The 26564-nt window shown below is 66.8% G+C and carries 25 protein-coding genes and 1 tRNA gene; 14 read left to right on the top strand and 12 right to left on the bottom strand.

The features are described 5' to 3' along the window. Positions 1–85 precede the first annotated feature (85 nt). Positions 86–700, bottom strand: a complete 615-nt coding sequence (locus tag H284_RS0116555; protein ID WP_020077103.1) for a DnaJ family domain-containing protein — start codon at positions 698–700, stop codon at positions 86–88. A gap of 113 nt (positions 701–813) precedes the next feature. Between H284_RS0116555 and H284_RS0116550 the strand changes: the two genes are divergently transcribed. Next, complete coding sequence (locus H284_RS0116550) at positions 814–1902, top strand: epoxide hydrolase family protein (RefSeq protein ID WP_020077102.1); 1089 nt, start codon at positions 814–816, stop codon at positions 1900–1902. Positions 1903–2096: 194 nt separating this feature from the next. Further along, a complete protein-coding gene (locus H284_RS0116545) occupies positions 2097–2729 on the top strand; it encodes a class I SAM-dependent methyltransferase (protein ID WP_020077101.1) in 633 nt (210 codons plus the stop codon). A 103-nt stretch (positions 2730–2832) separates the two neighbouring features. On the opposite strand, the gene H284_RS0116540 is transcribed toward H284_RS0116545, so the two are convergent. Together H284_RS0116540 and H284_RS0116535 are read right to left on the bottom strand one after the other, a co-directional pair. After that, positions 2833–3465 (bottom strand): hypothetical protein, encoded by a 633-nt coding sequence (locus H284_RS0116540; protein WP_020077100.1) that lies wholly within the window; start codon positions 3463–3465, stop codon positions 2833–2835. A gap of 120 nt (positions 3466–3585) precedes the next feature. After that, positions 3586–5037, bottom strand: a complete 1452-nt coding sequence (locus H284_RS0116535; protein WP_020077099.1) for an FAD-dependent monooxygenase — start codon at positions 5035–5037, stop codon at positions 3586–3588. A 218-nt stretch (positions 5038–5255) separates the two neighbouring features. Between H284_RS0116535 and H284_RS21270 the strand changes: the two genes are divergently transcribed. Together H284_RS21270 and H284_RS0116525 are read left to right on the top strand one after the other, a co-directional pair. Further along, positions 5256–7838, top strand: a complete 2583-nt coding sequence (locus H284_RS21270) for a winged helix-turn-helix domain-containing protein (RefSeq protein ID WP_286132314.1) — start codon at positions 5256–5258, stop codon at positions 7836–7838. A 160-nt stretch (positions 7839–7998) separates the two neighbouring features. Further along, complete coding sequence (locus H284_RS0116525; protein WP_018191719.1) at positions 7999–8205, top strand: hypothetical protein; 207 nt, start codon at positions 7999–8001, stop codon at positions 8203–8205. Between the two features lie 33 nt (positions 8206–8238). On the opposite strand, the gene pdxR is transcribed toward H284_RS0116525, so the two are convergent. Next, complete coding sequence (gene pdxR, locus H284_RS0116520; protein WP_020077097.1) at positions 8239–9663, bottom strand: MocR-like pyridoxine biosynthesis transcription factor PdxR; 1425 nt, start codon at positions 9661–9663, stop codon at positions 8239–8241. Positions 9664–9710: 47 nt separating this feature from the next. Here pdxR and H284_RS0116515 point away from each other — a divergent pair, with 47 nt between their 5' ends. Further along, the gene (locus tag H284_RS0116515) at positions 9711–10901 is read left to right on the top strand and encodes an MFS transporter (protein WP_020077096.1); all 1191 of its coding nucleotides are present in this window, start codon (positions 9711–9713) and stop codon (positions 10899–10901) included. Positions 10902–10927: 26 nt separating this feature from the next. Beyond that, positions 10928–11497, top strand: a complete 570-nt coding sequence (locus H284_RS0116510; RefSeq protein WP_018191722.1) for a dihydrofolate reductase family protein — start codon at positions 10928–10930, stop codon at positions 11495–11497. A 27-nt stretch (positions 11498–11524) separates the two neighbouring features. Here H284_RS0116510 and H284_RS0116505 read toward each other — a convergent pair whose 3' ends face one another. Further along, positions 11525–11833: a CPCC family cysteine-rich protein gene (locus H284_RS0116505; protein ID WP_231371304.1), complete on the bottom strand. Its 309-nt coding sequence runs from the start codon at positions 11831–11833 to the stop codon at positions 11525–11527. Between the two features lie 224 nt (positions 11834–12057). Here H284_RS0116505 and H284_RS0116500 point away from each other — a divergent pair, with 224 nt between their 5' ends. After that, positions 12058–12792, top strand: coding sequence for an Ltp family lipoprotein (locus H284_RS0116500; protein WP_018191724.1), 735 nt, complete (start codon positions 12058–12060; stop codon positions 12790–12792). Between the two features lie 130 nt (positions 12793–12922). Next, complete coding sequence (dinB, locus tag H284_RS0116495; protein ID WP_018191725.1) at positions 12923–14119, top strand: DNA polymerase IV; 1197 nt, start codon at positions 12923–12925, stop codon at positions 14117–14119. 106 nt (positions 14120–14225) lie between these two features. Here dinB and H284_RS0116490 read toward each other — a convergent pair whose 3' ends face one another. Continuing rightward, positions 14226–14522, bottom strand: a complete 297-nt coding sequence (locus H284_RS0116490) for a hypothetical protein (protein WP_018191726.1) — start codon at positions 14520–14522, stop codon at positions 14226–14228. 74 nt (positions 14523–14596) lie between these two features. On the opposite strand from H284_RS0116490, the gene H284_RS0116485 reads away from it, so the two are divergent. From H284_RS0116485 to H284_RS0116470, 4 genes are read left to right on the top strand one after another with little or no spacing between them, the layout of a single operon-like run. Then, positions 14597–15199 (top strand): TetR/AcrR family transcriptional regulator, encoded by a 603-nt coding sequence (locus H284_RS0116485; protein ID WP_020077094.1) that lies wholly within the window; start codon positions 14597–14599, stop codon positions 15197–15199. Positions 15200–15232: 33 nt separating this feature from the next. Continuing rightward, a complete protein-coding gene (locus tag H284_RS0116480) occupies positions 15233–15790 on the top strand; it encodes a dihydrofolate reductase family protein (protein WP_020077093.1) in 558 nt (185 codons plus the stop codon). Between the two features lie 23 nt (positions 15791–15813). Next, complete coding sequence (arfB, locus tag H284_RS0116475) at positions 15814–16251, top strand: alternative ribosome rescue aminoacyl-tRNA hydrolase ArfB (protein ID WP_020077092.1); 438 nt, start codon at positions 15814–15816, stop codon at positions 16249–16251. 59 nt (positions 16252–16310) lie between these two features. Further along, a complete protein-coding gene (locus tag H284_RS0116470; protein WP_029042984.1) occupies positions 16311–16517 on the top strand; it encodes a hypothetical protein in 207 nt (68 codons plus the stop codon). Between the two features lie 91 nt (positions 16518–16608). Here H284_RS0116470 and H284_RS21105 read toward each other — a convergent pair whose 3' ends face one another. Continuing rightward, positions 16609–16773 (bottom strand): hypothetical protein, encoded by a 165-nt coding sequence (locus H284_RS21105; protein ID WP_018191731.1) that lies wholly within the window; start codon positions 16771–16773, stop codon positions 16609–16611. A gap of 90 nt (positions 16774–16863) precedes the next feature. Here H284_RS21105 and H284_RS0116460 point away from each other — a divergent pair, with 90 nt between their 5' ends. After that, positions 16864–17586 (top strand): response regulator transcription factor, encoded by a 723-nt coding sequence (locus H284_RS0116460; RefSeq protein ID WP_020077090.1) that lies wholly within the window; start codon positions 16864–16866, stop codon positions 17584–17586. A 593-nt stretch (positions 17587–18179) separates the two neighbouring features. Next, positions 18180–18968, top strand: coding sequence for an HNH endonuclease (locus H284_RS20795; protein WP_196802845.1), 789 nt, complete (start codon positions 18180–18182; stop codon positions 18966–18968). Between the two features lie 72 nt (positions 18969–19040). Here H284_RS20795 and H284_RS0116455 read toward each other — a convergent pair whose 3' ends face one another. The 5 genes from H284_RS0116455 to H284_RS0116445 form a co-directional block, all read right to left on the bottom strand. Then, positions 19041–20105, bottom strand: a complete 1065-nt coding sequence (locus H284_RS0116455; protein ID WP_155885509.1) for a PD-(D/E)XK motif protein — start codon at positions 20103–20105, stop codon at positions 19041–19043. A gap of 20 nt (positions 20106–20125) precedes the next feature. After that, entirely contained in the window at positions 20126–22942 is a 2817-nt protein-coding gene (locus tag H284_RS20790; RefSeq protein ID WP_231371264.1) for a Z1 domain-containing protein, read from the bottom strand. Beyond that, positions 22929–24881, bottom strand: a complete 1953-nt coding sequence (locus H284_RS20580) for a DUF262 domain-containing protein (protein ID WP_020077088.1) — start codon at positions 24879–24881, stop codon at positions 22929–22931. Before H284_RS20580 ends, H284_RS20790 begins: the two co-directional genes overlap by 14 nt. Positions 24882–24905: 24 nt before the next feature. After that, positions 24906–26276, bottom strand: coding sequence for a DNA cytosine methyltransferase (locus tag H284_RS20785; protein ID WP_081630423.1), 1371 nt, complete (start codon positions 26274–26276; stop codon positions 24906–24908). 201 nt (positions 26277–26477) lie between these two features. Next, positions 26478–26549, bottom strand: a tRNA-Arg gene (locus H284_RS0116445). Positions 26550–26564: the final 15 nt, after the last annotated feature.

The following is a 26564-nucleotide window of genomic DNA, read 5'->3' as shown; positions in this document are numbered from 1 at the left end:
TCACCCCATCCTGTTGACGCAACACGCCGTCGGGGTGTCGCCGTCGACGGCGTGTCGCGTCAACTGCAGGGAGTGGATGCGGGCCTCAGCGCCCGCGCCGCAGCCGTCGCCGCTCGCGCCAGCTGAGCGCCGCGTACGCCTCCTGCTCGGCCCGCCGCCGGGCATCGGCCTCGCGGATGCGCTCGTCGCGTCGCTGCCGCCACCGGGCGACCTCGTCATCGACGTCACGCGTGCGCGTGATCACGGGCGGGCCGCCCTGCAGCTGCCTGCGAGCCTCGATCACGCGTCGGTTGAAGCTCTCGAGGTGCTCCCGCACGGCGCTCTCCGACGCGAGCCGGTCGAGTTTGGCGTCGAGCTCCGCATCCTCGGTGCGCAGCAGCAGCGCCGGCGGCCCGAGTCCGGTCAGCTGCTCGCGCTCGATCTTGCGGCGGATCCACCAATCCGGGTCGTGCGTCCCGGTGAGCCCGGGCAGCGGCTTGCCCGCGCCGGGCAGGTTGTCGAAGTCGCCGCGGCGGATCGCCTGCTGGATGGAGGTCTCCACGATCTGCGCGCGCTGTTCCATGGTGGGCTGGCCGGGGTTGGCTTCCTCCACCGGCTCTCCGCGCGCCTCCGCGTCTCGTCGCAGGCGGTAACGCGCGGCCTCGACGAGCGGGTCGGACTCCCGAGGCGCGCGACGGATGTCGTCGCGGTTGCGGGCCATGCATCCACATTACGCCCGGCCGCCGACGCTCCGCCGGGGGTTTCGACCATCCCCTCGCCGGCGCCGGTGGCGCTGTCGGTGGCGCTGTCGGTGGCAGCGACTACGTTCGGCCCATGGAGTTCCGCATCGAGGTGCCGCAGACCGTGCTCGACGACCTCCGGCGGCGGCTGGAGGCGACCATCCTGCCCGAGCCGACGCCGGGCCCGGAGTGGTCGAACGGCATCCCGCCGCGCGTGCTGGCGGCGCTGGTCGACCGGTGGCGAACGGGGTACGACTGGCGCGCCTTCGAGCGGCGGGTCAACGGATACGAGCAGCGAATGGTGCAGGTCGAGGGCGCCGACGTGCACGTCGTGCGACTCCCGGCCCGCCGCGCGTCCGGCCTCCCGATCGTGCTCACCCACGGTTGGCCGTACTCGTTCGCCTCCATGCTCGACCTCGCCGACCTGCTCTCCGAAGACCGCGACGTCGTCGTCCCGTCACTGCCCGGGTACGGCTACTCGGCGGCGCTGCCCGAGCCCTTCTCCGCCCAGGGCGTGGCTCGCCGGTGGAACACGCTGATGACCTCCGAGTTGGGATACGACCGCTATCTGACCTACGGAGAGGATGTCGGCGCGGGCGTGAGCGACTGGCTGGCGGGGACGCATCCCGAGTCGGTCGCCGGAATCGTCGCCACGCATGCCTCTTTCTCTGGGCGTTCCCGGCCGGGCGTCGAACTGACGGAGGAGGAGACCGAATTCCTGCGGTCGGTCGCCCGACCCGAGGAGTCCGGGTACGCGCACCTCCAGGGCACGCGTCCCGACACGCTCGCCGCCGCGCTCCTCGACTCCCCCAGCGGTCTGCTCGCCTGGATCGCCGAGAAGGTGGCCGCGTGGAGCGACGGCGACGGGCTGGAACACTTCGAGGTGGATGACGTGCTCACCAACGTCGCCCTGTACTGGGTCACCCGCTCCATCGGCACGAGCTTCCGTCCGTACCGCGAGTCGCCGGACGACGACGACCTGCACCCGCTGATCGAGGTTCCGGCCGCGATCGTCATCCAGCGGCACGAAGCCGCCTACCCGCGGTCGCTCGCCGAGAAGAGCTACACCGACATCCGCTCGTTCGAGCGCCTGGAGCGCGGTGGCCACTTCACCGCGTGGGAGGCACCCGAGGCCGTCGCGCGCACGGTGCGTGAACTGGAGATGAACATCCGGAATTCATAGCCGCAGACCGGTTGACAACCCAGGAAAGCCCTTTACTGTGTGCACTAAGCAACGGATGGCAGGCTGAACCGCAGGGGGCGGGCAGCTGTACTGCGTTCCCGGTGCGCGGCGGTCGGCTTTTTCGGGTGAGCCGGCCGCCGCTAATTCTTTCCCGGCCCTCCCTGGTCGCTCCGGACCTCGGTACGCTGGCCGCCGTGACCGATGATGCCGTGACCGCTGACGAACACCTCCGGGCCGTGCGCGAACGCTTCGACGACCGCGCGCCCACATACGACGAAAGCGCCATGCACCGCAACCTCGCCGCCGCCGTCGCCGGCTTCGCCGACCTGACCGGGGTGGATGCTGTGCTCGACGTCGCGACCGGCACCGGTCTGGTGCTCCGCGCCCTCCGCGACCGCGGCTTCACGGGAAGCGCCACCGGTGTGGACCTCTCCACGCGCATGATCGCCGAGGCCCGCTCGCACCTCCCCGACGCCGAACTCTTCGAGGCGGATGCGACCCGCCTGCCGCTCGGCGACGGCACGTTCGACCTCGTGACGTGCGTCACCGGACTCCAGCTGTTCCCGCATCCCGTCGCCGCGATCGCCGAGTGGGCGCGGGTCCTCCGCCCCGGCGGCCGCGCCGTCACGGCAACGTTCCTCACCTTCGACCCGTCGAAGCACCGCTCCGCCCCACCGCAGGCGTTCATCGACCACGCCCCGTTCGACTCGGTCGAGCACCTAGCCGACACCGTGGAGGCCACCGGCTTCCGCATCGCCCGCACCACCACCTGGACGGACGGCGCCGACGAGCTCCTCCTCGCCGAACTGACCCTCCCGACCTCCTGACCCCGCATCCCCCACCGTCGAGTCCGCACAAACTTGACGCCCTCACGGCGCGTCGCGTGCAAAGTTTGCGGACTCGACGGTGGGGGTGGAGCGGCGCGAGGGGTCAGGCGCGGGACTCGCGGGCGAGACGCCGCATGGTCCAGAAGCAGCCGAGGAACGCGAACGCCAGGGCCAAGACCACCTGCGGCAGGTACGCCTGCCACAGCTCGCCGTTGTTGAAGATGTTGTCCGCGAACAGTCCCCAGAAGTCCGGGTCGGTCAGCGCCTGGGTCAGCGGGATGCCGACCGCGCTGACGAGATCGGTGAAGATCCCGGCGAGCAGGCTGAGCACCACGGTCACGACCACGATCGCGACGAGCCCCCAGAAGGCGCCACGCGTGACGCGCGCCTTCGATCCGGCGCGATACAGCCACACCGCTCCCGCCGCGACACCCCACGACACGATGGAGGCGATGAAGCCGATGTTCCACAGGATGGTCCACGCGATCACCCCGGCCGGGATGATGACGAGCGCGAGCGCGAGGCCCCGGCCGACCCGCTCCTGCTGGGTGAGCGGTCCGCCGGGCGCGAGCGATTCCGCCGAGGGGTACGCGGCCGCGGAAGGCGCGTCGGCATCCGCCGCCGGCGTCGCGGCAGGTGCCTCAGCGGGCACCCCGGCCGTCGGCTCCTGCGCCGCCTCCCCGGGCGCGAGCTCCCCGTATCGCGGCTGAGTTCGGTCGTCTGTCGCGTCGGTCACGCGTGTCCCCCATCCCGGCCTCCCACCGAGGCGCGGAGGACAGCCTCCCACACCCCCAGCCCGCGAGTCTCGCGCCGACCGCACCCCACTTCGAGGCGCACGCCCACGGTCAGGGAGGACTCACGCGACCCCGAACCAGCCCGCCAGCCGCACCTCCAGCTCCTCCTGCGAGCTCCCGACCCAGACCACGTGCCCGTCGGGCCGCAGCAGCACCGCCGGCGCATCCAGTTCGTCACTGACGTCCGACACGAGATCAACCCGGGCCGACCATCCCGCGACGCTGAGCGTTCCCGTCTGGTCGAGCAGCAGCCCGCGTCCGTCGTGGAGGTGCTCGTACAGCCGCCCCCGCGACAGCCGGACGTCACGCAGCCGCCGCCCGAGCAGCCCGCCCGCGTCCGAGACCGCGTCCACCTCCCCCACGTCGTACCGCACCGCGATCCCGGCGACTTTCGCGCCGAAGAACTCCCCCACCCCGTCAACGTCCATCAGCTCGGTCAGCAGCCGCCGCACCGCCTGCGGCCCGGGCTCCGGCGAGATCAGCTCGCTCTGCGCCCGCGTGATCGTGAGCACGTCCTCCGCTGCCGGGTGCCGCTCGCCGAAGTAGGTGTCGAGCAGCCCGCCAGGCGCCCATCCCCCGACCTCCGCGGCGAGCTTCCAGCCGAGGTTGAAGGCGTCCTGGATGCCGAGGTTCAGTCCCTGCCCTCCGAGCGGCGGGTGGATGTGCGCAGCGTCGCCCGCGATCAGCACCCGCCCGACGCGGTACCGCTCGGCGAGCCGCGTCGCGTCGGTGAACCGCGTGATCGAGCGCGGCGAGTGGATGCCGAAATCGGTTCCCGCAAACGCCCGCAGCTGCGTTCGGAACTCGTCGAGCGTCGGCGGCACCGACCGGTCCTCCGACACGGATGCCGCGGGAACGACCGCCCGGTAGAGCCCCTCGCCGTTGGGCCCGATCCCGAAGCCGCGGTGAATCTTCCGCACCTCCTCGGAGACGGCGGCGATCTCCTCCGCCGACGCGGTCGCCTGAACCTCTCCGAGGATCCACTCGGTGGTCGCCGCCTCGCCGGGGAAGCCGATCCCGAGCGTCCGCCGCACCAGGCTGCGTCCGCCGTCGCAGCCGACCAGCCAGCGTCCGCGCACCCGCTCGCCCGGCGCGAGCACGACCTCCACCCCGTCCGCGGTCTGCGAGAACCCGACGACCTCCTCGCCGCGGCGGACCTGAGCGCCCAGCTCGGCTGCGCGCTCGGCGATGATCCGGTCGGTGACGGGCTGCGGCATCCCGAGGATGTAGTCGTGCGCCGTGTCGAGGTGCACCGGCCGCGGGCTCGGGATGCCGGCGAACCGCCCGCCGCCGGGGTAGGTCGTGCCGGCCGCGAGGAAGCGGTCGAGCAGCCCACGCGAGTCCATGATCTCGATGCTGCGCGGGTGCAGGCCGAGCGACCGGACCGCGGTCGTCGGCTCCACGTCGCGCTCCAGCACCAGCACCTCAATGCCGTGCAGGCGCAGCTCGCTCGCCAGCATCATCCCCGTCGGCCCGCCCCCGCTGATGATCACGTCGAACACGTCAGAACCCATGCGTCTCCCCATCCTCGCTTCCGCCGCGCGCCACGATTTCACGCGCGACCAGCCATTCTGGTGGATGGGATGGGCCTTGCCGCAAGCCCCCGCCCGACCGGTATCCTGGAAATGCGGGAGGGGGCGTCATCTTTCCAGTCGAGCATCCCGAGGTCGTCACCCCTGTGGGATGATTTCGGCAGGCGCAGACCCGACGCGCGCCGACCGGAGCCGCCTCGATGCCAGACCATCGCCTCGCCCCCGTGCACGCGGTCGACCGCCCCGCGCTGTTCGAGTTGCTGGATGTCGGCGTCCGCGGCCCCTTGACGGTCATCATCGCCCCGGCCGGGTCCGGGAAGACTGTGCTGCTGTCCCAGTGGACGGCCTCGCGCCCCGATCTCGCGGTCGCGTGGTTCCATGCGACGCGGGCGGACCGCGATGTCACGCATTTCGCGCGCCGCTTGGCGACCGACCTCGCCGCCGCGCATCCCGCCATCGCCGAAGTACAACCCGCGGCGGAGGCGACCGGCGGCCTCGGCGAGAGCTATCTCGAGGCGCTGGTCGGTGCGCTCGCGGAAGCGGGTGTCGAGATCGTGATCGTCATCGACGACGTCCACGTGCTCCTGCCCGAGCTGGTGGACGACCTGTCTAATCTGGCCGACCGCCTCCCGCCGAACGCCCACCTCGTGCTCGCCTCCCGCTCGGACACCGGGATGCGGCTGACCCACCACCGTCTGCAGCACGCGCTGGTCGAGATCCGGCAGCACCAGCTGACCTTCGCCGACGACGAGACGGAGGACCTGCTCGGGCGGCTCACCGGCTCCGCGGTCGACCTCCGCACCGCCGCGACCGTCCGCCAGCACACCGACGGCTGGGCCGCGGGCGTCCAGCTTGCGGGGCTCACCCTGCGTTCGCGGCCGGGCGAGGATCTGGTGGCCAGTCTCGCGGAGTCCGACCGGTTGATCGTCGACTATCTGGGCGAGGAGGTGCTCGACGCGCAATCGCCCGAGCGGCGCGAGGCCCTCCTGCGGCTGTCCGTCGCCGACGAGCTGCACCCCGACCTGGTGCCCATCCTGACGGAGGCGGACCTCGGCGTGGACCTGCTCGGCAGGCTGGAGCGGGAGTCGATGTTCCTCTCCGCTCTTCCTGAGAAGCCCGGCTGGTTCTCCTTCCACGCGCTGTTCCGGAAACTGATGCGGATGCGCCTGCGAGCCGAGCATCCCGGCCTCGAGCGGACGCTGCTGGTGCGCGTCGCCGACTGGTCGCGCAGTCGCGGGGACACCGCGACGGCCGTGGAGGCTCTGCTGCGCGCCCAGGCCTGGGACGACGCGATGGAGCTGATCGTCACCTCCGGCCGGGAGGTGTTCGAGCGCGGTTACGTCGCGACGGTCGCTCGGTGGCTCGGGACGGTGCCAGACGACATCCGGCGGACCTCGGTGGATGCGGAGATCATCTACGCGATCACGTACGGGATGACCGGACGCGCCCGAGAGGCCGCCGAGTTCCTCCGCAGCGTCGCCGCGCGGCCGGACGTCGACCCCGGCCGTCGCGCCGTGGCGATGGCCTGGCTGGGCGTCACCGTGCAGTTCAACCCGCCGGCGGAGACCGCGTACGAAGAGGCGGCGAGCGCCGTTGCGCTCCTCCTCGCCGACCCCGATCTGACCCTCCCGGACCTGCTGCAGTTGAACCGTCGTGACCTCCTGCTCGCGGTCTCACTGGTGGCGGCCGGGCGCGCACAGCTGTTCCTCGGCAACCTGGACGAGTCGCAGAAGTGGATCGAACGGATGCTGAACTCGGCGGGCGGCCAGTACACGCCGTACCGCATCCACGCGCTCGGAAGCCTGGCCGTGGCAGACGCCTTCAGCGGGCGACTCGTGCGCGCCGCCACCCGGGCCGACGAGGCCCTGCGCCTGGCCGAGGAGTCCGCGCTCCTCGACCATCCGGCTACTGGGGATGCGCACATCGCGCTCGCGCTCGTCGCCGTCCGGCGCGGACGGCCGGGTTCCGGCGCGCTGTCGCTGCGGGAGGGTGTGCTGCGCGCTTCCTGGAACGCCCGGCTGCAGTTGCTGTGGCTGGCCGTGCTGGCCGAGCGGCTGGGGCTGCCGCCCGACGCGGAGCCCGAGGTCGCCGATCCCGTCACCGAGGCGCCGCCGATCGTGCAGGTGGAGCTGGATGCGCTGCGCCTCCGTCATGCCCGGCTCGCCGGACAGCCGGAGCCGGCGCACGACTCTCCTACTGCGTGGTCGCCGGTCGCCTTCGAGGAGATCGTCGGACGGCTGACGCGCGGCGACGTGTCGGGTGCCGGGCGCCGCCTCGACGAGTTGCCGCCCGCCGGACCGTCCGCGTCGATCGTCGAGCGCGTCGAGCGCGACGTCGCACGAGGATGGTTCCTCGCCGCGGCGGGCGACCGTCCCGGCTCGGAGCTGCACCTGGCCCGCGCGCTGGCCGTCGCCGAGCCGGAGGGTCTGATCGACGTCTTCGTGCGCGCGGGCCGACCCGTCGCCGGACTGATCGAGGCGCTGCCCGGCCCACCCGACGCCTTCCGCCGCGAGGTCGTGCGCCTCGCGGGGCTGGTCGTGAGCACCCGGCCCGACGCGTTGCCGGACCCGCTCACCCGTCGCGAGCTGGCCATCCTCGCCTACCTGCCGACACGCCTGTCCAACGCCGAGATCGCGGCCCGGGGCTACGTGTCGCTGAACACCGTGAAGACCCACATCGCGCGCATCTACCGCAAGCTCGACGTGCAGTCGCGCGCGGCCGCGGTCGACCGTGCGGCGGAGCTCGGCCTGCTGGAGCCGCTGGACCTGGTCGACGAGCGCTGACGCCTGCGCGCGTCGCCCGCCGCACCTGCATAAGGTCACCCCGTTCGGGTGACGCCGCCGATTCCCCAGCGCCTTAGCGTCCTCGGTGTAGTGATGCGACTCTCGTGCCGGTCGGAGGTTCGGGCCCTCCGGCCGGCATGGGTTCGGGGAAGGAGCGGACGTGACCTACATCGATCTGCCCATCGGGCTGACGCCCCGCCGCGGGGCCGAGTTCCATCTGATCCGATGGACGCGCGGACGCGAAGAGTGGACGGCCGAGACCATCATCGCGGTCTACATCTCGTCCACGCTGACCGAGTGGATCGTCGACCACCACGGACGCCGGATACGGCTGTCGCGCCAGGAGTGGCTGCGCTACCTACCGTGAGTCGGGCGCCCGTCCTCCAGACAGGCAACGCGCTCACCTCAGCAGGTCGGCGACCACCGCGATCCCGTCGCGGATCTCCTCGACGGACGTGTTGCCGAAGCCGAACACGAGCTGCGGGGGATGCGAGCTGCGCGTCGAGCGGTAGGTGCTCATCCCGTACAGCCGGACTCCCCGCTCCGCGGCCGCCGCGATCACGGCCTGCTCGTCGGCGCGGTCCGGCAGGTGCGCGACCGCGTGGAATCCCGCTGCGAGACCGGTGAGCGGGACGTGCGGAGCAGCCTCCCGCAGCGCCGCCGCGAGCGCATCCCGGCGCGCTCCGTACAGTGCGCGCATCCGCCGCAGGTGCCGGTCGTAGCGTCCCGACTCGATGAGCCGGGCGAGCGCGACCTGGTCGAGCGTCGGCGCACCGCGGTCGGCCGCCTCCTTCGCGGCCGTCAGAGCCTCGACCAGGTGCACGGGTGCGACGGCCCAGCCGAGCCGCAGGGCCGGCGCGAGCGACTTGCTGACCGTGCCGAGTGTGACGACGCGGTCGGGCGCGAGTCCCTGCAGCGATCCGACCGGCTCCCGGTCGTAGCGGAACTCGGCGTCGTAGTCGTCTTCGACGATCACGGCGTCGCGGCGCTCGGCCCAGGCGATGAGCGCGTGGCGGCGCTCCGGGGCGAGAACGACGCCGGTCGGCCACTGGTGCGCCGGGGTGAGCACGACGACGCGTGCGCTGCTCGCGTCCAGCGCATCCACATCGATCCCCGAATCGTCGACCGCGACCGGCACCGCCGTCCCGCCCGCCGCCTCCGCCGCCCGGGTGACCGTGCCGATCGGCCCGGGGTCCTCGACCGCGACCCGTGTCATCCCGCGGTCGGCGAGCGCACGGAACGTCAGCGCGATTCCCTGCGCGAAGCCCGCGCAGACGACGACCTGGTGTGGATGCGCGCTCATGCCGCGCACCCGGCGGAGGTAGGAGGCGACGACGGTTCGGAGGTCCGCATCCCCTCGGGGGTCGCCGTAGTCGAAGGCGGCGTTCGGGGCGGTGCGCGTGGCCTCGCGCAGGGCCCACGTCCAGTCGTCGCGCGGGACGGTGCCGAGGTCGGGGACGCCGGAGGCGAAGTCGGCGATCCAGCGGCGAGGCGGGTGAGGGTCGGGCGTCGGTATCGGTGCGCCGGGGGCCGTCGCCTCGGCCGGCTCGACACGCAGGTCGGCGACCCGGGTGGCCGATCCGGTCTGGGCGACGAGGTACCCCTCCGATCGCAGCTGCTCGTAGCAGTCCTGCACCGTGCCGCGGGCGACACCGAGGCTCCGGGCGAAGTCGCGCGACGACGGCAGCCGCTCCCCCGCGCTCAGTCGCCCGGTCTGGATGGCATCCCGCAGCTGGGTCTGGAGCTGCGACCGCAGCGGCTCGCCCGAGTCCCGGTCGAGCTGGATCAGCAGTTCGGGACTCGAATTGGACCACTCCACCGCCATGGCAATGGATCTTACTGCTGAGCCACCCGGTTCCTAGTGTCATATCCATGACCGCGACGACACTCACCACCACCGCCCCGACCACCGGCCTCACCGCCCGGCCGCGGCTGATCACCCGCCCGCTGCTGCTGCGCTTCGTGTCGATCGTGGCGTGCTCGGTGGGGTTCTTCCTCCCGCTGGCCGTCGTGCCGCTGCTCGCCGAGTCCGCCTCGCCGGTCGCGGGCGGCCTGGCGAACGGGGCGCTGCTCGGGGCGACTGTCGCGGGCGAACTTGTCTCGCCCTGGCTGATGCAGCGGCTGGGCGCTCGCGCGGTGCTCGCCGCCGGTCTCATCCTGCTCGGGGCTCCGACCTTCCTGTTGCTCGGCTCCTCCTCGGTTGCCGCCCTCGTCGCGGTCGGCGTGCTGCGCGGTCTCGGCTTCGCCCTCGCCATCGTGGCGGGCGGTGCCGTGACGGCCGCGCTGGTCCCCGCGGAGCGTCGCGGCGAGGGGCTGGCCGTCGCCGGGCTGGTCAGCGCCGTCCCGTCGCTGATCGGGTTGCCGCTCGGCGTGACCTTGACCGCCGCCGCCGGACCAGCCCTGGTGTTCTGGATCGCCGGTGCCGCGCCGCTGCTGGCGCTAGCGACCGTCGCCGGCCTGCCCGGACGGTCGCTCCGCCCTGCGTCTCCGGCCGAGGCCGCCTCGGCCGGCATCCTCGCCGGCCTGCGTTCGCCGTCGATCCTCCGCCCGGCGCTCGTCTTCGCCGCCTCCGCCGCCGTGGCCGGTGTCGTCGTCACCTGCGTCCCCGGCGCGCTGTCCGGCGGTGCCGTCGCCTTCGGCCCGGCGCTGCTGCTGGCGCAGCCCGCCACCACGGCCGTCGGCCGCTGGGTTGCGGGCCGGTTCGGCGACCGCGTCGGCCACCGTCGGCTGTTCGTCCCCGGCATCCTGCTCTCGGCGGCGGGGATGGCCGCGCTGGCCGCGACCTCGAACATCCTGCTTCTGCTCGCCGGCGCAGCCCTCTTCGGCCTCGGCTTCGGCGCTCTCCAGAACGCGACGATCGCCGACATGTACGCCAACGCCGACGAACGCCAGTTCGGGACCGTCAGCGCCCTCTGGAACGCCGGCTACGACGGCGGAATGGCCGTCGGCGCCGTCGCCGTCAGCGCGCTGGCCGCCCTGATCGGCAGCCCGCTCGCCTTCCTCATCCTCGCGCTGGCCCTCCCGCTCGCGCTCACACTGGTCCGCCGGCACCGCGCCGCCTGACCGCATCTCACTAAGGAGAAACCACCATGGGAACACTCACCGTCGCCATGTTCATGACCCTCGACGGCTACACCGAGACGGCGGACGGCGAACTGATCTCGCCGGACTGGTCGGATGACATGCAGCAGTACTGGTCCGGCGCGAACGCGCACGAGGGCCAGACCCTCCTCTACGGCCGGGTCGCCTACGAGTTCAACGCCGGCTACTGGCCCACCGCGGCCGCCGACGAGAACAATCCGGAGGACTACCGCGCCTTCGCCCGCACGATGAACAGCCTCCCGAAGGTCGTCGTCTCCGACACCCTTGAGACCCCCGGCTGGAACACCACCGTCGCCCGGGGTCCGCTCCCCGATGTCATCGCCCGCCTCAAGCGCGAGATCGACGGCGAGATCGTCGCCGTCGGAGGCCTCTCCCTGGTCGAGTCGCTCGTATCGGCGGGGCTCGTCGACCGCTACCGCCTGCTCCTGATGCCGCGCCTTGCCGGAAGCGGGCGATCGGTGTTCGCATCCGGCGGTCCGGGTGCCGACCTGCAGCTGGTGTCGTCGCGGACGATGGACACGGGGGCGCTGCTGGTGGAGTACGTGGCGCGGGGGTGACGGGTCGCCCAGACGCCGACGACGGCCTCAGGGCTCGATGATCCAGTCCCGTTCAGGCGGCGAAGGCGGGTGATGCGGAAGAGGCAACCCGCCTTCCTCCACGTACCGAGCCCGAGCAGCATCCAGGCTCTGACTACCGTTCGGCCCGCCACGCACGATGTGGCTGTCGTGATCGTCTTGGCCGTCGTCCTCCCAGCCGCACTCATCGCAGGACTCGTAGCCGGCCCGCTTGCTCAGGGTGACGTGGCCGCAGCACGGACAGGAGTACGGTCCCTCGGATGCCGGGGCCCACACGTTCTCGAAGGAGACGTACCTCTCGAACCACGCCGCTCGCATGGCCAGGATCTCATCGTCGCTGAGCGCGGGATCGTCGCCGGGACCGCGCACGACGTGTCTCCGCTCCGGCTCACGGCGTCGTTTCATGCGGGCAAGCATAGCCATACGGCACGAGGGAGTGGCCCGAACATGAGCAGCGGTTGTGAGCGTCCCTCACTTTGGGGCGTTCGGTTGGCACCCGGTGCTGGCTAGAGTCAGGGCACTCGATAACTGGGGGAATCACAATGCACATTTCGGCCCGGCCGCTCATCCGTCACGCGTTCATCGCTGCTGCTGCCCTTGTTGCGGCTCTCGTCGTAGCAGCTCCACTTGCTGGGCCCTCGTCCAGCGCTATCGCTGTCGAATCACAGGCAAGTTCGGCGCAGCTCGCGACCACCTCGTCGAAGTCGAAGACCGTACCGAACGTCGTCGGCAAGACCGCTTCCGACGCCAAGGCAGCACTGAAGAAGGCCGGGCTCGGTTACACGTATAGCCCTCCGAGCGGCAGCGTCGTCATCCTGTCCAAGAACTGGACGGTCACGAAGCAATCACCGAAAGCAGGGTCGAAGGTCAAGTCCGGTACCAAGATCAAGCTGACCGTCGTCAAATCGTCGAGCCTGAAGGCCGCCGCCCCGTCCGCGGCACCGACGCCGGCAGGCCCGGTGCTCAGCGTCGCTCAGCAGCAAGCGCTCCTCGCCGCAAAGGGCTATCTGAGCAGCGGTATGGGCTTCAGCTACCAAGGCCTGATCGATCAGCTCACGTCGCCGTACGGCAACGGATTCGCTGCGGCCGACGCGACTGCTGCCGTGGACTCGCTTCACGCCGATTGGAACGCCCAGGCCGTGATCGCCGCGAAGGGGTACTTGTCGTCAGGCCAGGGGTTCTCGCACCAGTCGCTCGTCGACCAATTGAGCTCGCCGTACGGCAACAAGTTCACCCCCGAGCAGGCGGAGTATGCGGCCGGCCAGGTCGGCCTGTAGACGAACCTCTCCCTCTTGGTGGGCCGACCTGCCCTGACGCCCTCGGTCTCCGCACCGCGGTCTCACCTCCGATGTCCGCGGTCCCTGCGACGATTCACCTGAACGCACGTTCGACGGATCGGAGGCCGAGATGCGGGGCGAGGCGACCGTGCTGCATGCCGACCTCGACGCCTTCTACGCCTCCGTCGAGCAGCGCGATGCGCCGGAGCTGCGCGGCCGCCCGGTCATCGTCGGCGGTGGCGTCGTGCTCGCTGCTAGCTACGAGGCGAAAGCGCGCGGGGTGCGCACCGCGATGGGCGGCCGGCAGGCGCGCGACCTGTGCCCCGAGGCCGTCGTCGTCCCGCCTCGAATGGATGCGTACTCCGCCGCGAGCAAGGACGTGTTCGCGATCTTCCGCGATACGACCCCCATCGTCGAGGGACTGTCGATCGACGAGGCCTTCCTCGAAGTGGGTGGGCTCCGACGCATCGCCGGCACACCCGAGCAGATCGCGACGCGCCTGCGGGAACGCGTTCGCGCGGAGGTCGGACTCGCCATCTCGGTCGGGATCGCCCGAACGAAGTTCCTCGCGAAAGTCGCAAGCGCCGTGAGCAAACCCGACGGCCTCATCCTGGTGGAACCCGACCGGGAGCAGGAGTTCCTGCTCCCGCTCCCCGTGGAACGTCTCTGGGGCGTCGGCGCCGTCACCGCAGAGAAGCTCCACCGCCTCGGTATCCGCACCGTCGGTCAGCTCGCCGAACTCGAAGAAGCCACCACCGAGAGGCTGCTCGGCAAGGCGGCCGGCGCGCACCTGCACGCCCTGGCCCGGCTGCGCGACCCCCGCCCGGTCAACGCGACGAAGCGCCGCGGATCCATCGGCTCACAGCGCGCACTGGGCAGTCGTCCGCGGACGCCGGGGGAGCTCGACCTCATCCTGACCCAGATCACCGACCGGCTGGCTCGACGGCTGCGGGATGGGGATCGCACCTGTCGCACGATCGTGCTGCGGCTGCGCTTCGGCGACTTCGCCAGAGCCACGCGATCGCGCACGCTCGGCTTCCCATCGGACCGCACCTCGGTGCTGCTGACCGTGGCCCGCGGCCTCCTCGCCGCGGTTCAGCCCGAGATCGGCGAGCGGGGAATCAGCCTCATCGGCATCTCGCTCTCGCACCTTGGCCGATCGGATACCTTCCAGCCCGAACTGCCCATCGACTGGGATGACGGGGCGCGTCTCGACACCGTGCTCGACGCCGTCCGCGACCGCTTCGGGGCGACCTCGGTCGCGCGCGCCGCACAGCTCGGTCGCGATCCCGGCTGGTCCACGCCGCTGCTCCCCGAACACCAATAGGGCGACGCCCCGGTTCGTCGGAGGGCGCGAGGTCCACATCCCAGACACAGCAAAGGGCGCAGCGGATGCTGCGCCCCTTCTCGTCCGGCTGACGTGGTTGCTGCGGTCAGCGGCTGATGTACTCGCCGTCTGTGTCGTGCTCCAGCGTGTAGTACCGGGTGCTGCCAGTCTGTGCTGACAGTGCCCAGGCGCGCTCGAAGCGTCCGCCGGTCGAGTCGTACTCGACGACGATGCGGTCTGCAGCGGTGGGGAGCTGCGCGGTCCACTGACGGGGCGAGCCCAGACCCTCGGCCTGGAGTACCACCTGCGGACCTGCTGCCTGCGGGCGGCTGGTGAGTTCTGCCACCTTCGCGGCGTCCAGCCGAGCCTCGGTGATGGTGCGTTGCGTGAGTTCGACGTTCATTGCGACCTCCAATATAAATAAACGTTTAGTTGTATGGTAGATCATGTCCAGGCAAAAGAAAAGCGGGAGGCGCCATGGCCAGACGGTACGACCGGGATGAGAGCATCCGACTGCTCCTGGAGGCGAGTGCCGAGGAGTTCGCCCGCCATGGCGTCGGGGGCGCGCGCATCGAGCGGATCGCCGACCGCGCCGAGGTCAACAAGGCGTCCATCTACTCCTACATCGGCAACAAGGACGACCTGTTCGAAGCGACCCTGCAATCCAAGCTCGGCGAGCTGGCCAAGACGGTGGCCATCCAGTCCGACGACCTCGCCGCGTACGCCGGCGACCTGTTCGACTTCCTCACCGCGGATCCGTCCGTGGCCTGGCTGTTCGAGCAGGAGGGGCTGCATTACGGCGCGGACGATGTGCCTGCCCTCGCGGAACGGTCCGACTACTTCCAGTCCCGGGTCGCCGCCGTGCGTGCCGCCCTCGACAGCGAAGGGGACGCGGACGGCGACGCGGAGGCCATCTTCTTCTCGATCATCGCCATGTGCTACTGGTTCGTGGCAGCGCCGCAACTGGTCCGGATGGTGTTCGGCGACGTGTCCGACGAGGAGGCCAAGCGCCGCTACCGCAGCCACGTCGTGGCGACGGCGGAGGCCATGGTCACGCGGCGAGGTAGTACCGTCCCGTAAGTAGGCGCCTCGTACATCAAGGGAGAGAACGGGATGAGACCGCTTCGCTACGCCATCAACGTCACCCTCGACGGCTGCTGCCATCACGAGGCGGGACTTCCCCCGGACGAGGAGTCGATGCGCTTCTGGACCGCGGAGATGGAGCGGGCCGATGCCCTCATCTTCGGGCGGGTGACCTACGGGATGATGGAGTCCGCGTGGCGGCGGCCGGCCTCCGGCACCTGGCCTGAGTGGATGGACGAGTCGCAGCTCCCCTTCGCCGAGGCCATCGATGGCGCAAGGAAGCACGTCGTGTCGAGCACGCTGAGCGAGGTCGACTGGAACGCCGAACTGCTGCACGGCGACGTGGGGCAAGCGGTGGAACAGCTCAAGCAGCAGCCCGGCGATGGCCTGTTCGTGGGCGGGGTGACGCTCCCCCTCGCGTTGGCGGATCTGGGGCTGATCGACGAATACGTGCTGGTCGTGCATCCCGTCATCGCCGGACACGGGCCGACGCTGCTTGCGGGTCTGCGCGAGCGCATCCAGCTGGACCTCGTGGATCGCCAGGAGTTCCGGTCAGGGGTGACCGCGCTGCGATTCCGGCCCAGCTAGCGGGAGCGCGGGATGATGGACTCATGCCCGCCCCGCACCGCCCCGGCCTCACGGTCGACTCGGGACTCACCATCCCCGAGTCCGAGCTGTCGTGGCGGTTCTCGCGGTCGTCGGGTCCCGGCGGGCAAGGGGTGAACACGGCCGACTCCCGGGTGGAACTCGTGTGGGATGTGGCGGGCTCCGCCGTTCTCTCCCCCGTCCAGCGCGAGCGGCTCCTCGAGCGTCTGGGCGGTCGCCTCGTCGACGGGAAGCTGACGATCGCCGCATCCGAGCACCGCGCACAGCTGCGCAACAGGGAGGCCGCGCGCGCTCGGCTGGCCGACATCGTGGCCGACGCCCTCCGGCCGCCCGCGGCACCGCGACGACCGACGAGGCCGAGTCGCGGAGCCAGGGAACGGCGTCTGGATGCGAAGAAGCGGCGCACAGACATCAAGCGGCTGCGTCGCCCTCCGCACGACTGAGCGTCTCGGGATTCGGGCGGAGCACCCACGGATCGCGATGGGAGACGTAGCCTCGCATCGTGAAAACGAAGTGGTTGTTCCTCGTCATCGGCATCGTGCTCGTCCTTATCGGACTGCTGTGGACGCTTCAGGGGTTGAACGTGCTCGGCGGTTCCGTCATGAGCGGATCACCGGTGTGGGGCACCATCGGCCCCATCGTGCTCATCGCCGGCGTGGTGCTGATCATCGTCGCGCTGGTCCGCCGGCGCCGGCGCTCAGACACCTGACGACGCCGGTTCCCTCGGCGGAGGGGTGGATGCGGTGGCCGGGGAGGAAACGGACGACCGCTCCTCCCCCGCAGCGCCTCGGTGGGTTGGGTCAGACGCGCCGGCTTCCCGTGAGCATCCTGACGAGGAAGACGATGGCCGCGATGACGAGGAGCACGATCCCGACCCACAGCAGGAAGTTCAGCGACGAGACGAACCCTCCGGTGAGCAGGAGGATGATGGCGATCACAGCGATGATGATGAGCAGGATATTCATCAGTTGACCCTTTCTGGTCGGGGGTTGATGGCTCCACGCAACCACCGGCGAGGATGGGGCGCCTCACCCCTAGGGGTGTAATGTGCGGCCATGTCGGCAGCCCCGGACGTAGCAACGAAGCCGTTCACGATCGCCCTCGTGGACGACTACGACGTCGTGCTGCTGGGCCTCGCGCACATGCTGGATGACTTCCGCGACCGGTTAGTCGTCGCCGAGATCGACGCGAACGCCCCGCTGGATGAGCCGATCGACGTCGTCCTGTACGACGCGTTCGCCCAGCCCGAGTCCGGTCACGCGCAGATCGGCGAGCTCGTGCGGAACCCCCGAGCCCGCCACGTGGTCGTCTACACGTGGAACTTCCATCCAGAACTCATCGAGAGCGCCAGCGCGCAGGGCGTCCACGGCTACCTCTCGAAGACGCTCACGGCCTCAGAGCTGGTCGCTGCCCTCGAGGCCGTGAACTCCGGCCAGATCGTGGTGAGCGACTCCCCCGCGCGAGCCCGCAGCGCCGAGGAACTCGACTGGCCGGGTAAGCAGGAGGGCATCACCGACCGCGAGTCCGAGATCCTGGCCCTCATCACGCAAGGCAAAAGCAACGCGGCCGTCGCCGAACTGACGTATCTCAGCCCGAACACGGTCAAGTCGCACATCCGCAGCGTCTACCGGAAGATCGGCGCGAGCAGCCGCACGCAGGCGGTGCTGTGGGGAGTGGAGCACGGGTTCACGCCGGACCACCGGAGGATTGAGCGGTGGGTTGGTGGGCAAGACGGCGGCGCGCACCACGAAGCGCCCGTCGACGACACATCTGGGTAGCCCTGGGGGAAACTGCGAGCACCGTTCAAGCGCCGTTCGTGTGGGGCCAACACGAGAACTCGCAATTCTGCGATGCGCAGTGATGCCTTCGAGCAATGCCAGGAGGGCACCTGGTCCTAAAAGGAGCGATGAGTCCGTTGCAGCGTCCTTCGATTTGGGTGCGACGGCGTCACCCGCCGCACCGTTCGCGCCACCGGCGTCCGCCTGGCCTGCAGGAGTCGCTAATTCGGCACCTCTTGCGAGCAAGCGCGACTATGAGAGTCCCGGATAGCGGAGCAGATCATCGCGAACGCCAACGTCGATTGCAAGCTCGACGCGCTGCGGCCATCGCAGTCCGCGCACCCGCTTGAGTCCCGTCTTGTTAGACCTGTCAGAATCCGTGTAAGGATGGCGCCGTCGCGGCGGCTTACCAAGTTACTCATGTTCGGTTCTATGGAGGTGCGACTTTGATATGGACTGCGGTCGAGCAGGCTGAAATCCGCCAGGACATCTTCATGTGGCTCGAGCGCCAAGAATCTGAGCGTGGCGGTTACGAATTTCCGCGCGGATTCCTCCGGACGGCTTACACGTACCGCGGTCGAACTGTTCCGCTGATGGACCGACAGAACGGAATTTGGAATCCAACAGGATTCGATTCCACGCTATCGATCACCAGAACTCTGAAGGGACCGTACGGGGATTCACCAGACGGCGCGGTGCAGAAATACTCCTACGAACGCCTCCCTGATCGCCCGCTTAACAGTGGCCGCAACCTCAAGCTGCGGGCGGCGGCGGCGAGTGGCGTGCCGCTCATCTTCTTCCAAGAGATTCGGCCTTCGTTCTATTTGCCGCGTTATCCAGTATTTATTGTGGAGGATGATCCATACGCGGGATACGTGGACGTCGCGTTCGACGAATCGCTCACACTATTCGGCGATCCACTCCGATTCACAACTGAGCAGCGGCGATACGCCGAACGCATGGTACAGGTTCGACTACATCAGAAGAGCTTTCGAAGTCGTGTACTGCATGCATACGGCGCGAGATGCGCCGTGTGCACTCTCGCGCACGACGAGTTGCTCGATGCTGCGCACATAACAGCAGATGGCGCCGAGGACAGCACAACCGCGGTGACGAACGGGTTGTCGCTCTGCAAGTTGCACCACGCCGCGTTTGATCGCCAGGTAATCGGCATCGACGGAAACTACCGCGTGCATGTGCGCGCGGACATTCTCGCAGAGGCTGATGGCCCCATGCTAAAACACGGTCTGCAGGCAATGGATGGTCGAACTTTGCTGGTGCCACGTCGGATCGCTGAACACCCCGACTCTGAACGCCTGCACCGCCGCTATCTCGAATTCACCGACTGGGGCGGTGGACTCTTTCGACGAAGGTCTCCCTGAGCGCGCGCTTCCTCAACTCGTAGTAGTCGTTAGTTCTTCCGCTGGTAGCGCTGGAGTCACGCCTACTGGTGGTCAGTACCCAAGGATTCGCTTTGCGATCTGCTGAAGCCCAACGGTCGGGTTCAGGTCTCCGGTGACTCTCGTCGGTAGATCAACCGCGTAGCGAAGCGACGCGAGTTCGACATGCTGGCGTGCTATCACGTCGGCGCGACGCAAGACAGAAACGTTGCCATCAGTCATGTCGTACCCTCGAACGAAGGCAATCTCGATCGGGCGGGTGAAGGCCGCGTCCTTCGACATCGTCGCGTGATCATAGCCGAAGCCGGTACCCGCGCCGTATTCCCGCACCCTAGCTACAAGCAACGCTTGTACATCCTCACGACCAACCTGCTTCAGCCGCGAACTGATGCGATTCACCAAATCTGGCATCGTCAATGCATTCTCGTGCGCGACAGTGTAGTTCACGCCAATGCTCACGAGGAGAAGTTCGGTCTCAACAGGGCCGCCGGAGAGGCCGTCATTCACCTCAATTTGGTGAATACCTTGGATATCATGTGTTGACGTCGGTCGGGTCGTCGTCTTGACCTCAACGCCCATCGTTCCCAACGAGAGGTCTCGTAGCGACTGCGTCCACCCTCCCCAATTCTCAACAATTTGGGCCACCTCGGCGGACGATGCCCGTGCTGTCAGGGCGTCGAGGACTAGTAGTTCTCCAATGAGCCCAACGAGAGCGCCGTCAGAGAGCCGGAGTCGCTCGATGACAAGATCAATGATTGGCTCCGACCGCCTGAATGCGCCTGCAAGGTCGCCGTCGACGCCGTTGCGGGTCAACTCAGTGCAGATGAAGGCGGCAACCTGCTCGAAATAGCCAATGGCTGGGAGAATCAGCCGATTAGCCGTAAATTCTTGGTCGAGTTGCCCTTCTCGAAACCACCTGCCGAACTCCATCGCATCGCGAAGACCTGACCGCGTCGGCGCCAGTTCCGTCCCAACAAGGAAGATCTCGAGTCGATTCTCGGGCGTACGAGACACGCCGAGTATTCGGGCTTCAGAGCTCCAAAAGATCTTTCGCTCAGCGGCCGCCGTGGGTCGCGCGAGGACGGTGATACCAGCGAGCAGTTCCTCGTAGGTCAGCAAAACAGGTCCTCTCGGCTAAGCTATGGGGTCGCCGCAACTGGAACGGGCGAAACGAACGCAGCGAACTGGTCGGGACCGCCGGCCGGGATGCACACCCCGACCGCCACACTTGGATTGTCGTCATTGGAACGCTGGTTCACGTAAAAGAGGATTTGACCATCGGCGCCGACTGGTCGCCACGGATCCTCGCCCGCGACGGCGCGAGGGATCGGTTCGTCTCGATGGTAATAGTCGAAGTATTCGTCACCGCGGTATCCTGACGCCTCGGCGGCCGGGTCATTTGTGCCCCATGTTCCTCTTATCAACCCATCGTCATTGGCCTTCGCCGTGGATCGGATGGGGAAGGGCAGCGAGTCAAAGGGAGCTGTCGGAACTGGAGCAGTTGATGATCCATATCGGATACCGATCCAAAACCGAGGCAGTTGCGCGGTCTTTGCCGTCAAGTCAGCCATCGACCAAAGCTCGCCGCGGACACCCGTGACGAAAAGCCCGCGCACGTGTCGCGAAGTGGCGGCATGCCAGAGTCGAAAGTATGCCGGAATCCCGTAAGGGCAATCATTTCGGGGTTGCGAAGGTGGAACGCCGTGCTTGGGAAATGGGGGTCTGTATAGTCGATATCCCTTTGCGAGCGGCTGGACAGCTCCGACTCGCGCCTCAACCTGGGACCAGAGTTCGCCGAGTTGAGTGTTCAAACCGGGTAGATACCCGCGGTACTGCAACTGGTCCAGCAGGTCTGCAGCCTCCAATATAGAAAGCGGTGCTGTAAGGATGCGTCCCCGAACGATGCCACCGGAAACGACGTCTGTGGATTCGTTGTCTGTGAACAGTTTCTGGACTAGGGCCGAGTTAGGGTCGGGCTCAATACCCGGATTGATGAAAGGGATGAACGGTTTTCGACCGGGATGCAGCGGCTTCGTTCCGAGGTTCGCGATCTTTCCCGTCGCGAGGAATCCTTGGCCCTGCAGCACGATGGGCTTGGGTGCTTCGTTGGCGTGATTCATTGCCTCAGCGATCACATTGCGTAGAGCCTCGTCGACGTCGTGATAGTCGGCGAAGAAGTCAAGTTGCTGCTGGGGCGCGAAGACTCTGCAGAGTTCGATGTAGGCGCCGCGGTATCCGAACCAGCGCTGCATCTGCATCTGCGTGTCGGCGCGCGGCGTATCGGAAGTCCGGAGGAACAGCGCAGTGGTGAGACCTTCCAAAGTGAGTCCCCGCGCCATGACATTGCCCGAGACGAAGATCGTGAAAGTGTCTCTCGGGGCCGACCAATGTCCGTCTGGGAGTTCCTTGGCCCCGTACTCGGGACGATCGTATGCGTCTGGATCGCTATTTACGACCGCGAGGCGAGTTCCAGGGATCACCTCCGTGATGAGCAGATCAAAAATATCGTCCCAGGCGGGGAGGCTCGGCTTGCTCGCCGTGTTGAACTCGTCGTGAATCGCTCGGGCGGACGACGTGTAGCGATCGAGCCACGCCTTCCAGAGTGGCTCCTCGGCGACTAGCCGGGAACTCAAGGACTCCGGAAGGAAACCACCCGACTCGAGAATCGACCTCGCTTCGGCGCGGGTAGACACCCCGCACCAGAGCAACGCGTCTTCCGCGACGGTAAACTGATCAGCTACCAATGATGACGGATGGATGAGCATCGAATGGGGTCTTGGGAGTTGCGCCGCCGCTTCAGCTCGAGATGCGAACTCTTGCGAGCGCGCCGACGCCGGGCCGAGGCGATTTTGGTCGCGGTGGAGACGGATCGCCCCCGCAACGAAGAAAGCACGCATGGCTTCACCCAGATCGTCCTGCAAGACTCCGGTAACCGGCACGGTAAGTCCGGCGGTGCGGCCTCGCCTGTAGTAGGTCTCGCCGCCCGTGTAGTAGCGGCTGACCCCTTTCGGATCCGAGAAGGTCGACGAGCGAAAGGCGGTATCCCCGCGATCAAACGGAGTGCGTAGCGTTGCAAGGAAGTCACGAGGGGCAAGCGGGTTCTGCTCTTCCTGCAGGAAGTTAGCCTGCGGCGTAGCAGTGTATGCGAGGTACGTTGCGAAGAGATTTTCGGGAGCAGGCCGACCAGGCGGTGCCCACAGGTCGACAATCGCGCGAGGAATCTGCTTTAGATTCCCGTAGATCGGATCCATCGACGCTTCGACATTTGCGTCCAGTACCGAACCGTCGTCTGCCTCGTCATCCACAACGAGCATCTGGACGGGTCGATCAATCTTGGCGACTTCGGGCAGCAGCGCCCGGGCGAGACTCTGGCCGAGGGCCTGAAGGTGCCCCGAGTGCTTCAGGGCCACGATGATAATCGGCTGATTTCTGTCAAGAGCTCGCTCGACACGGACTGGCGTCAGCCGGTACCGGTCGTCGAGCGGCATGCTGATGCGCGGCGGCGTCCGAGGAATCAGGAGTCGCCTCCGTTGCTTCGCTGAGGTGTCGGAACCCGCATCTAGCTGGTCCTCAAGCCGCTCCAAGGTTTGCTGCCAGAGCGAGAGTCTAGTGCCGGCGAGCACCACGACGATGTCGATCCCGCGATCCAGAGACATAGCAATGGTGCCGAGCATCGAGGCGGTCTTTCCGGACTGCACTGAGCCCATTACCAGCCCGCGCCGAACTCGAGTTTCGGGCCAGGCGGGGCTGCCTGCCTCGCCCGCCCCGAAAATGCCTCGGTCGACGATGTATCGACAGTCCATTTCCAGCACGGTATGTGCTGTCTCAGTGAAGTCCCCTAGCGTCCCTACATATCGTGACCACCATGAATCCTCTGGGCTCTCGCTCGGCGTGGGATGCGCGAAGATCGTTTCGACGGGGATCCCAGCAGCTAGCGGATTGTCACTGTCCATCATTTGCGATCATCGCGAATAGGGACTCAACTCCTGAAGAGCCGAATTTCCGGCGAATAGCATCACTCGCAGCCGCGGTGTCGGTCTCCAATAGTTCTGCGACTCGTTTGGCGACCTTGGCAATGAATTCCCACTGCGTCTTTGTCTGCGTCTTATTGGGGCGCGCCCACAGCGACTGTTGCTCCCCCCTTTCGGCGGTTGCCGACTCAGCGTAGATCTCCTCCGCATGCTCCTCAATGCGGTCTTCGGCAGTGCCGGGGTCGCCGAGGTATGCGATCACGATGCCAACGAGACTGCCGATGAGTTGCAGTTCTTGCCACTTTTGTCCCGCGTCACCGTCCCTGAACGTCTTCGCCCAGAGCTCGTCTTCGAAGACCTTGTGAAGCTTTGCCGAGGCAGCAATTGACTTGAAGAGTGATGCAAGGACGGCAGGATCACTGAGTTTCGGATTGTTGAGCGGAGGCGTCGCACCGATCTTGTCGAACGTACCCTTGGCCTTCTTGAGGAGGTCGTCAATATGCCTGGCCGTCGAAGGAAGATCCTTGCCACCTGTGTCTCCCAGTACTGTCGCTAGCACCCACGAGAGAACCTTGGTACGGCGATAGCGAGACTCGCCGAAACCGTAACCTTCGAGCGTCGATCCGAGATGCGAAATATCCGCCCAGACGTTCGCCAGCGAGGGCGCAATGCTCTCAACATCTTCCACCGTGTGAACCGGCGAGTCTCCAGCCGCGACGAGCATGGCTCGCGTCAATTCCACTTCGTGATAAATCGCGTTCCGGATCTCCTCGGCGTTGAGGTGAACCCCCTGCTTGTTATAGAGCTTGAATACCTCATGGATCTGGCCCTGGGTTGCCTTCTTATACTCAATCACCGGAATCTTGTACGCGACGACTTTTCTGAAGACTTCCCCGACGGTGCGCTGCTCGTCCGCCACAGAGATCACATGATTGATGATCTGAGTGAAATACTTGCCTTTCAGTTCAGCGAGGGCTCCGTTAAAGACCGCGTCGTTGCTGCCCAGCTTGAAGGGAAAAAAGAAGTCGTCTTCAATCTTCGACGTGATGGACTGGTGCTCCAACGCCTTCCACATTTTCTTGAAGTGCGGGTAATTTCCCTCAAATGCCTTCACTAGTTCGCCGTGTTGCTCGTGGACGTCATCGGCCTTGCGAACGCGATCCACGGCGAGCGGGTGCTTTCCCACGAACCGAAGGATTGCGGTCAAGCGCTGCTTCCCATCAACGACCTCATACGGGCGGCCCGGCTGGTCCGGCTTGAGCAGGATGACAGAAGGCAAGGGAATGCCCCGCAAGATGGATTCAATCAGCAATTGCCGCGCGCTCGTCGTCCAGACATCTCCGCGCTGATACGACGGAGTTAGGTTCAGGTCACTGTCAGTGAAGTTCTGTATTGGCCAGACTTCCGTAGTCGCAGAAACCGGTTCGAGCGGTTCCTCTTCATCGGGCTCAGGCTCGTCCTCCCACGCCTCTTTCCAGGCATCGGAAGCCGCCTTGACGCTGCCAGTTTCCTCAAGCTGCTCGACAAACACTTGCTGAATCCGCGTCGCTTGGTCGGCCCGATCGAAAAGCCGGCCAAGCCCGGAGACTGTCAGGCTGGGCTGGCCGGTGGAAAATACGGCGGCTGCGTCGGAATTCTCAAATCCAAGTGCTGACGCGAGCGCCTGGATGAAGCTGGCCGGACTGTCCAGAGGGAGGGCGTAACCCAGCCGCAGCCAGTCCTGAACCTCGGCGAGTCGCGCCATCCACGATGAGGAAGCGAAGTCGACGTCATCCGCCACAAATGACCCACCACTGTGCTCGAACTCGTCGGGCGTGTCAGATTGCTGGGACAACGTCGCTAGGCGGTCCGCGATATCCGTCTGCAACTGGACGATCGAGTCGTCGGGAAGTCCATCCTCAGACTCAACGAAGTCGTTTGCCATTTTCTCCCCTTGTCTCACGCTGTCTTACGCAGCTGTTCTGCGTGCCGCTTGTCCAGGCGCGACCGACAGTCCCTCGAGCAAGGGCACTGTGATCGCCCTCACGACACTCGCGTTGACGGCATTTCCCAGCGCTTTGTATGCAGCAAGGTCGCTCGCAGGGAGTCGAACGCTGCCCAGGCTCTGCAGTTCTGCACATTCCCTCGGGGTCATATACCGGCGGACGCCGACGATTTCCTTCCCTAGGATTGGTACCTGAGTTTGCGTCATCGCGATGAGGCTTGGAGCTGTGGTTGTCCGCTTCACTCGGATGCCGGACGCCCTCACTTGGATCACGTATTTGTCGATGCGCCGATCGCCACCCTGGGCATTCCACTCAAACTTTTGGAGACTCTGCGGCATGTTCCACGGTCGCCACTGATTCATCCAGGGTTCGATCCACTTGCGGTTGCTCCAGAAGAACTCACGATTTTGACGAATGAAGTCTCGCTTCCATTTCGGAAATGAGTAATCGCCATCTCGTCGGGCATAGCTTGGAAGACGGTCAAACTGCTCACCGCGCGCGCCGACGTTGAGGTCGAAGCCGAAGCTACCGAGATAAGGCCGCAAGGCGCCGTGGCCCTCCTCATCCCATAGGGCCGCTGGTGTGGCCCCATCGAACGGATACGTAGCGCCGAACTCCATCGACCAAATTGGAAAGGACGGGAGCTTCACGTCGTTCGGTGAGCGCCGGAGGAAGTCGTCCCACATGTCGATAGCTCGCGCGGTCTGCTGGGGGATCGTCCTACTCGGTTTTGCCGAGGGGTCGAGCACCGCTCGGATGTCCGTCGTCGCGTGCGTGGGTTCAGGCCATTCGAAATCGTCGAGACCATCCAAGGACCCTACAAAATAGGCCCGCTCCCGAATCTGGGGTACCCCGAACTCGTGCGGTGAGTACCTTCGCCAGGCGACCGCGTAACCGGCCCCCTTCAGTTCGGCCAGCATCGTTTCAAGGGTCTCGCCGCCCTTATGACGAAGAATGTTAGGGACGTTCTCGAGGATGAACCGTCGAGGCCGCTTCACCTTCAGAATGTCCAGCACCTTAAAAAAGAGTTGACCCTGAAGGGTATGGGCAAATCCAAGTTGCTCGCCAGCCTTTGAGAAAGGCTGACACGGGAAGCCTGCAGTCAGGACGTGATGCTCAGGCACCTGTGCGTCAATCACCGAAACGCTGTCGAGAGCATTTACGTCTGACCACACGGTAGTTCCGGGGAAATTCTCGGAATAGAGCTTGTTGAGCGTAGGTTCCCACTCGGCAGCAAACACGCCGTGGCCCCCGAGTTGCGCGAGTGCGACATGAAACCCACCCAGCCCCGCGAACAAGTCGATGAACCTGAAGGTCCCCGTTTCTTCAACCATGCGCCACTCCTCATATGATGCTTCGGTCAGCGTATCGATAACGGGGGACATCTCGCGGAGCCCGACACGGCCAGCCACCAGATACGGCCCGCCCTTCGGCGCCGAGGCGGCAGTCCGCGGCTCGCACCTATTCGCAAATGGGCCCAGACGCACCCGCGAGGTCTGACTACAAGGGAGACCAGGTCATCAGAGAACGATAGGTGCCCCTGGAGGGACTCGAACCCCCAACCGTTTCCTTAGGACGGAACTGCTCTTCCATTGAGCTACAGAGGCTGGCCCGTCGAGTCT

Origin of the sequence: Cryocola sp. 340MFSha3.1, from assembly GCF_000383315.1 — a bacterium.
GTDB lineage: Bacteria > Actinomycetota > Actinomycetes > Actinomycetales > Microbacteriaceae > Leifsonia.
Note: the sequence above shows the minus strand (reverse complement) of the source record. Positions and strands in the feature narration are given on the sequence as shown.

Bases quoted from the DNA above. Each gene is read 5' to 3' on its own strand.
- H284_RS20580 (WP_020077088.1), bottom strand. From the start codon at position 24,881: ATGGCAAACGACTTCGTTGAGTCTGAGGATGGACTTCCCGACGACTCG.
- H284_RS0116550 (WP_020077102.1), top strand. From the start codon at position 814: ATGGAGTTCCGCATCGAGGTGCCGCAGACCGTGCTCGACGACCTCCGG.
- H284_RS20795 (WP_196802845.1), top strand. From the start codon at position 18,180: ATGGACCGACAGAACGGAATTTGGAATCCAACAGGATTCGATTCCACG.
- H284_RS0116485 (WP_020077094.1), top strand. From the start codon at position 14,597: ATGGCCAGACGGTACGACCGGGATGAGAGCATCCGACTGCTCCTGGAG.
- H284_RS0116505 (WP_231371304.1), bottom strand. From the start codon at position 11,833: ATGCGAGCGGCGTGGTTCGAGAGGTACGTCTCCTTCGAGAACGTGTGG.
- H284_RS0116500 (WP_018191724.1), top strand. From the start codon at position 12,058: ATGCACATTTCGGCCCGGCCGCTCATCCGTCACGCGTTCATCGCTGCT.
- H284_RS0116490 (WP_018191726.1), bottom strand. From the start codon at position 14,522: ATGAACGTCGAACTCACGCAACGCACCATCACCGAGGCTCGGCTGGAC.
- H284_RS21105 (WP_018191731.1), bottom strand. From the start codon at position 16,773: ATGAATATCCTGCTCATCATCATCGCTGTGATCGCCATCATCCTCCTG.
- H284_RS0116535 (WP_020077099.1), bottom strand. From the start codon at position 5,037: ATGGGTTCTGACGTGTTCGACGTGATCATCAGCGGGGGCGGGCCGACG.
- H284_RS0116510 (WP_018191722.1), top strand. From the start codon at position 10,928: ATGGGAACACTCACCGTCGCCATGTTCATGACCCTCGACGGCTACACC.
- pdxR (WP_020077097.1), bottom strand. From the start codon at position 9,663: ATGGCGGTGGAGTGGTCCAATTCGAGTCCCGAACTGCTGATCCAGCTC.
- H284_RS0116555 (WP_020077103.1), bottom strand. From the start codon at position 700: ATGGCCCGCAACCGCGACGACATCCGTCGCGCGCCTCGGGAGTCCGAC.
- arfB (WP_020077092.1), top strand. From the start codon at position 15,814: ATGCCCGCCCCGCACCGCCCCGGCCTCACGGTCGACTCGGGACTCACC.
- H284_RS20790 (WP_231371264.1), bottom strand. From the start codon at position 22,942: ATGATGGACAGTGACAATCCGCTAGCTGCTGGGATCCCCGTCGAAACG.
- H284_RS20785 (WP_081630423.1), bottom strand. From the start codon at position 26,276: ATGGTTGAAGAAACGGGGACCTTCAGGTTCATCGACTTGTTCGCGGGG.
- H284_RS0116515 (WP_020077096.1), top strand. From the start codon at position 9,711: ATGACCGCGACGACACTCACCACCACCGCCCCGACCACCGGCCTCACC.
- dinB (WP_018191725.1), top strand. From the start codon at position 12,923: ATGCGGGGCGAGGCGACCGTGCTGCATGCCGACCTCGACGCCTTCTAC.
- H284_RS0116480 (WP_020077093.1), top strand. From the start codon at position 15,233: ATGAGACCGCTTCGCTACGCCATCAACGTCACCCTCGACGGCTGCTGC.
- H284_RS21270 (WP_286132314.1), top strand. From the start codon at position 5,256: ATGCCAGACCATCGCCTCGCCCCCGTGCACGCGGTCGACCGCCCCGCG.
- H284_RS0116460 (WP_020077090.1), top strand. From the start codon at position 16,864: ATGTCGGCAGCCCCGGACGTAGCAACGAAGCCGTTCACGATCGCCCTC.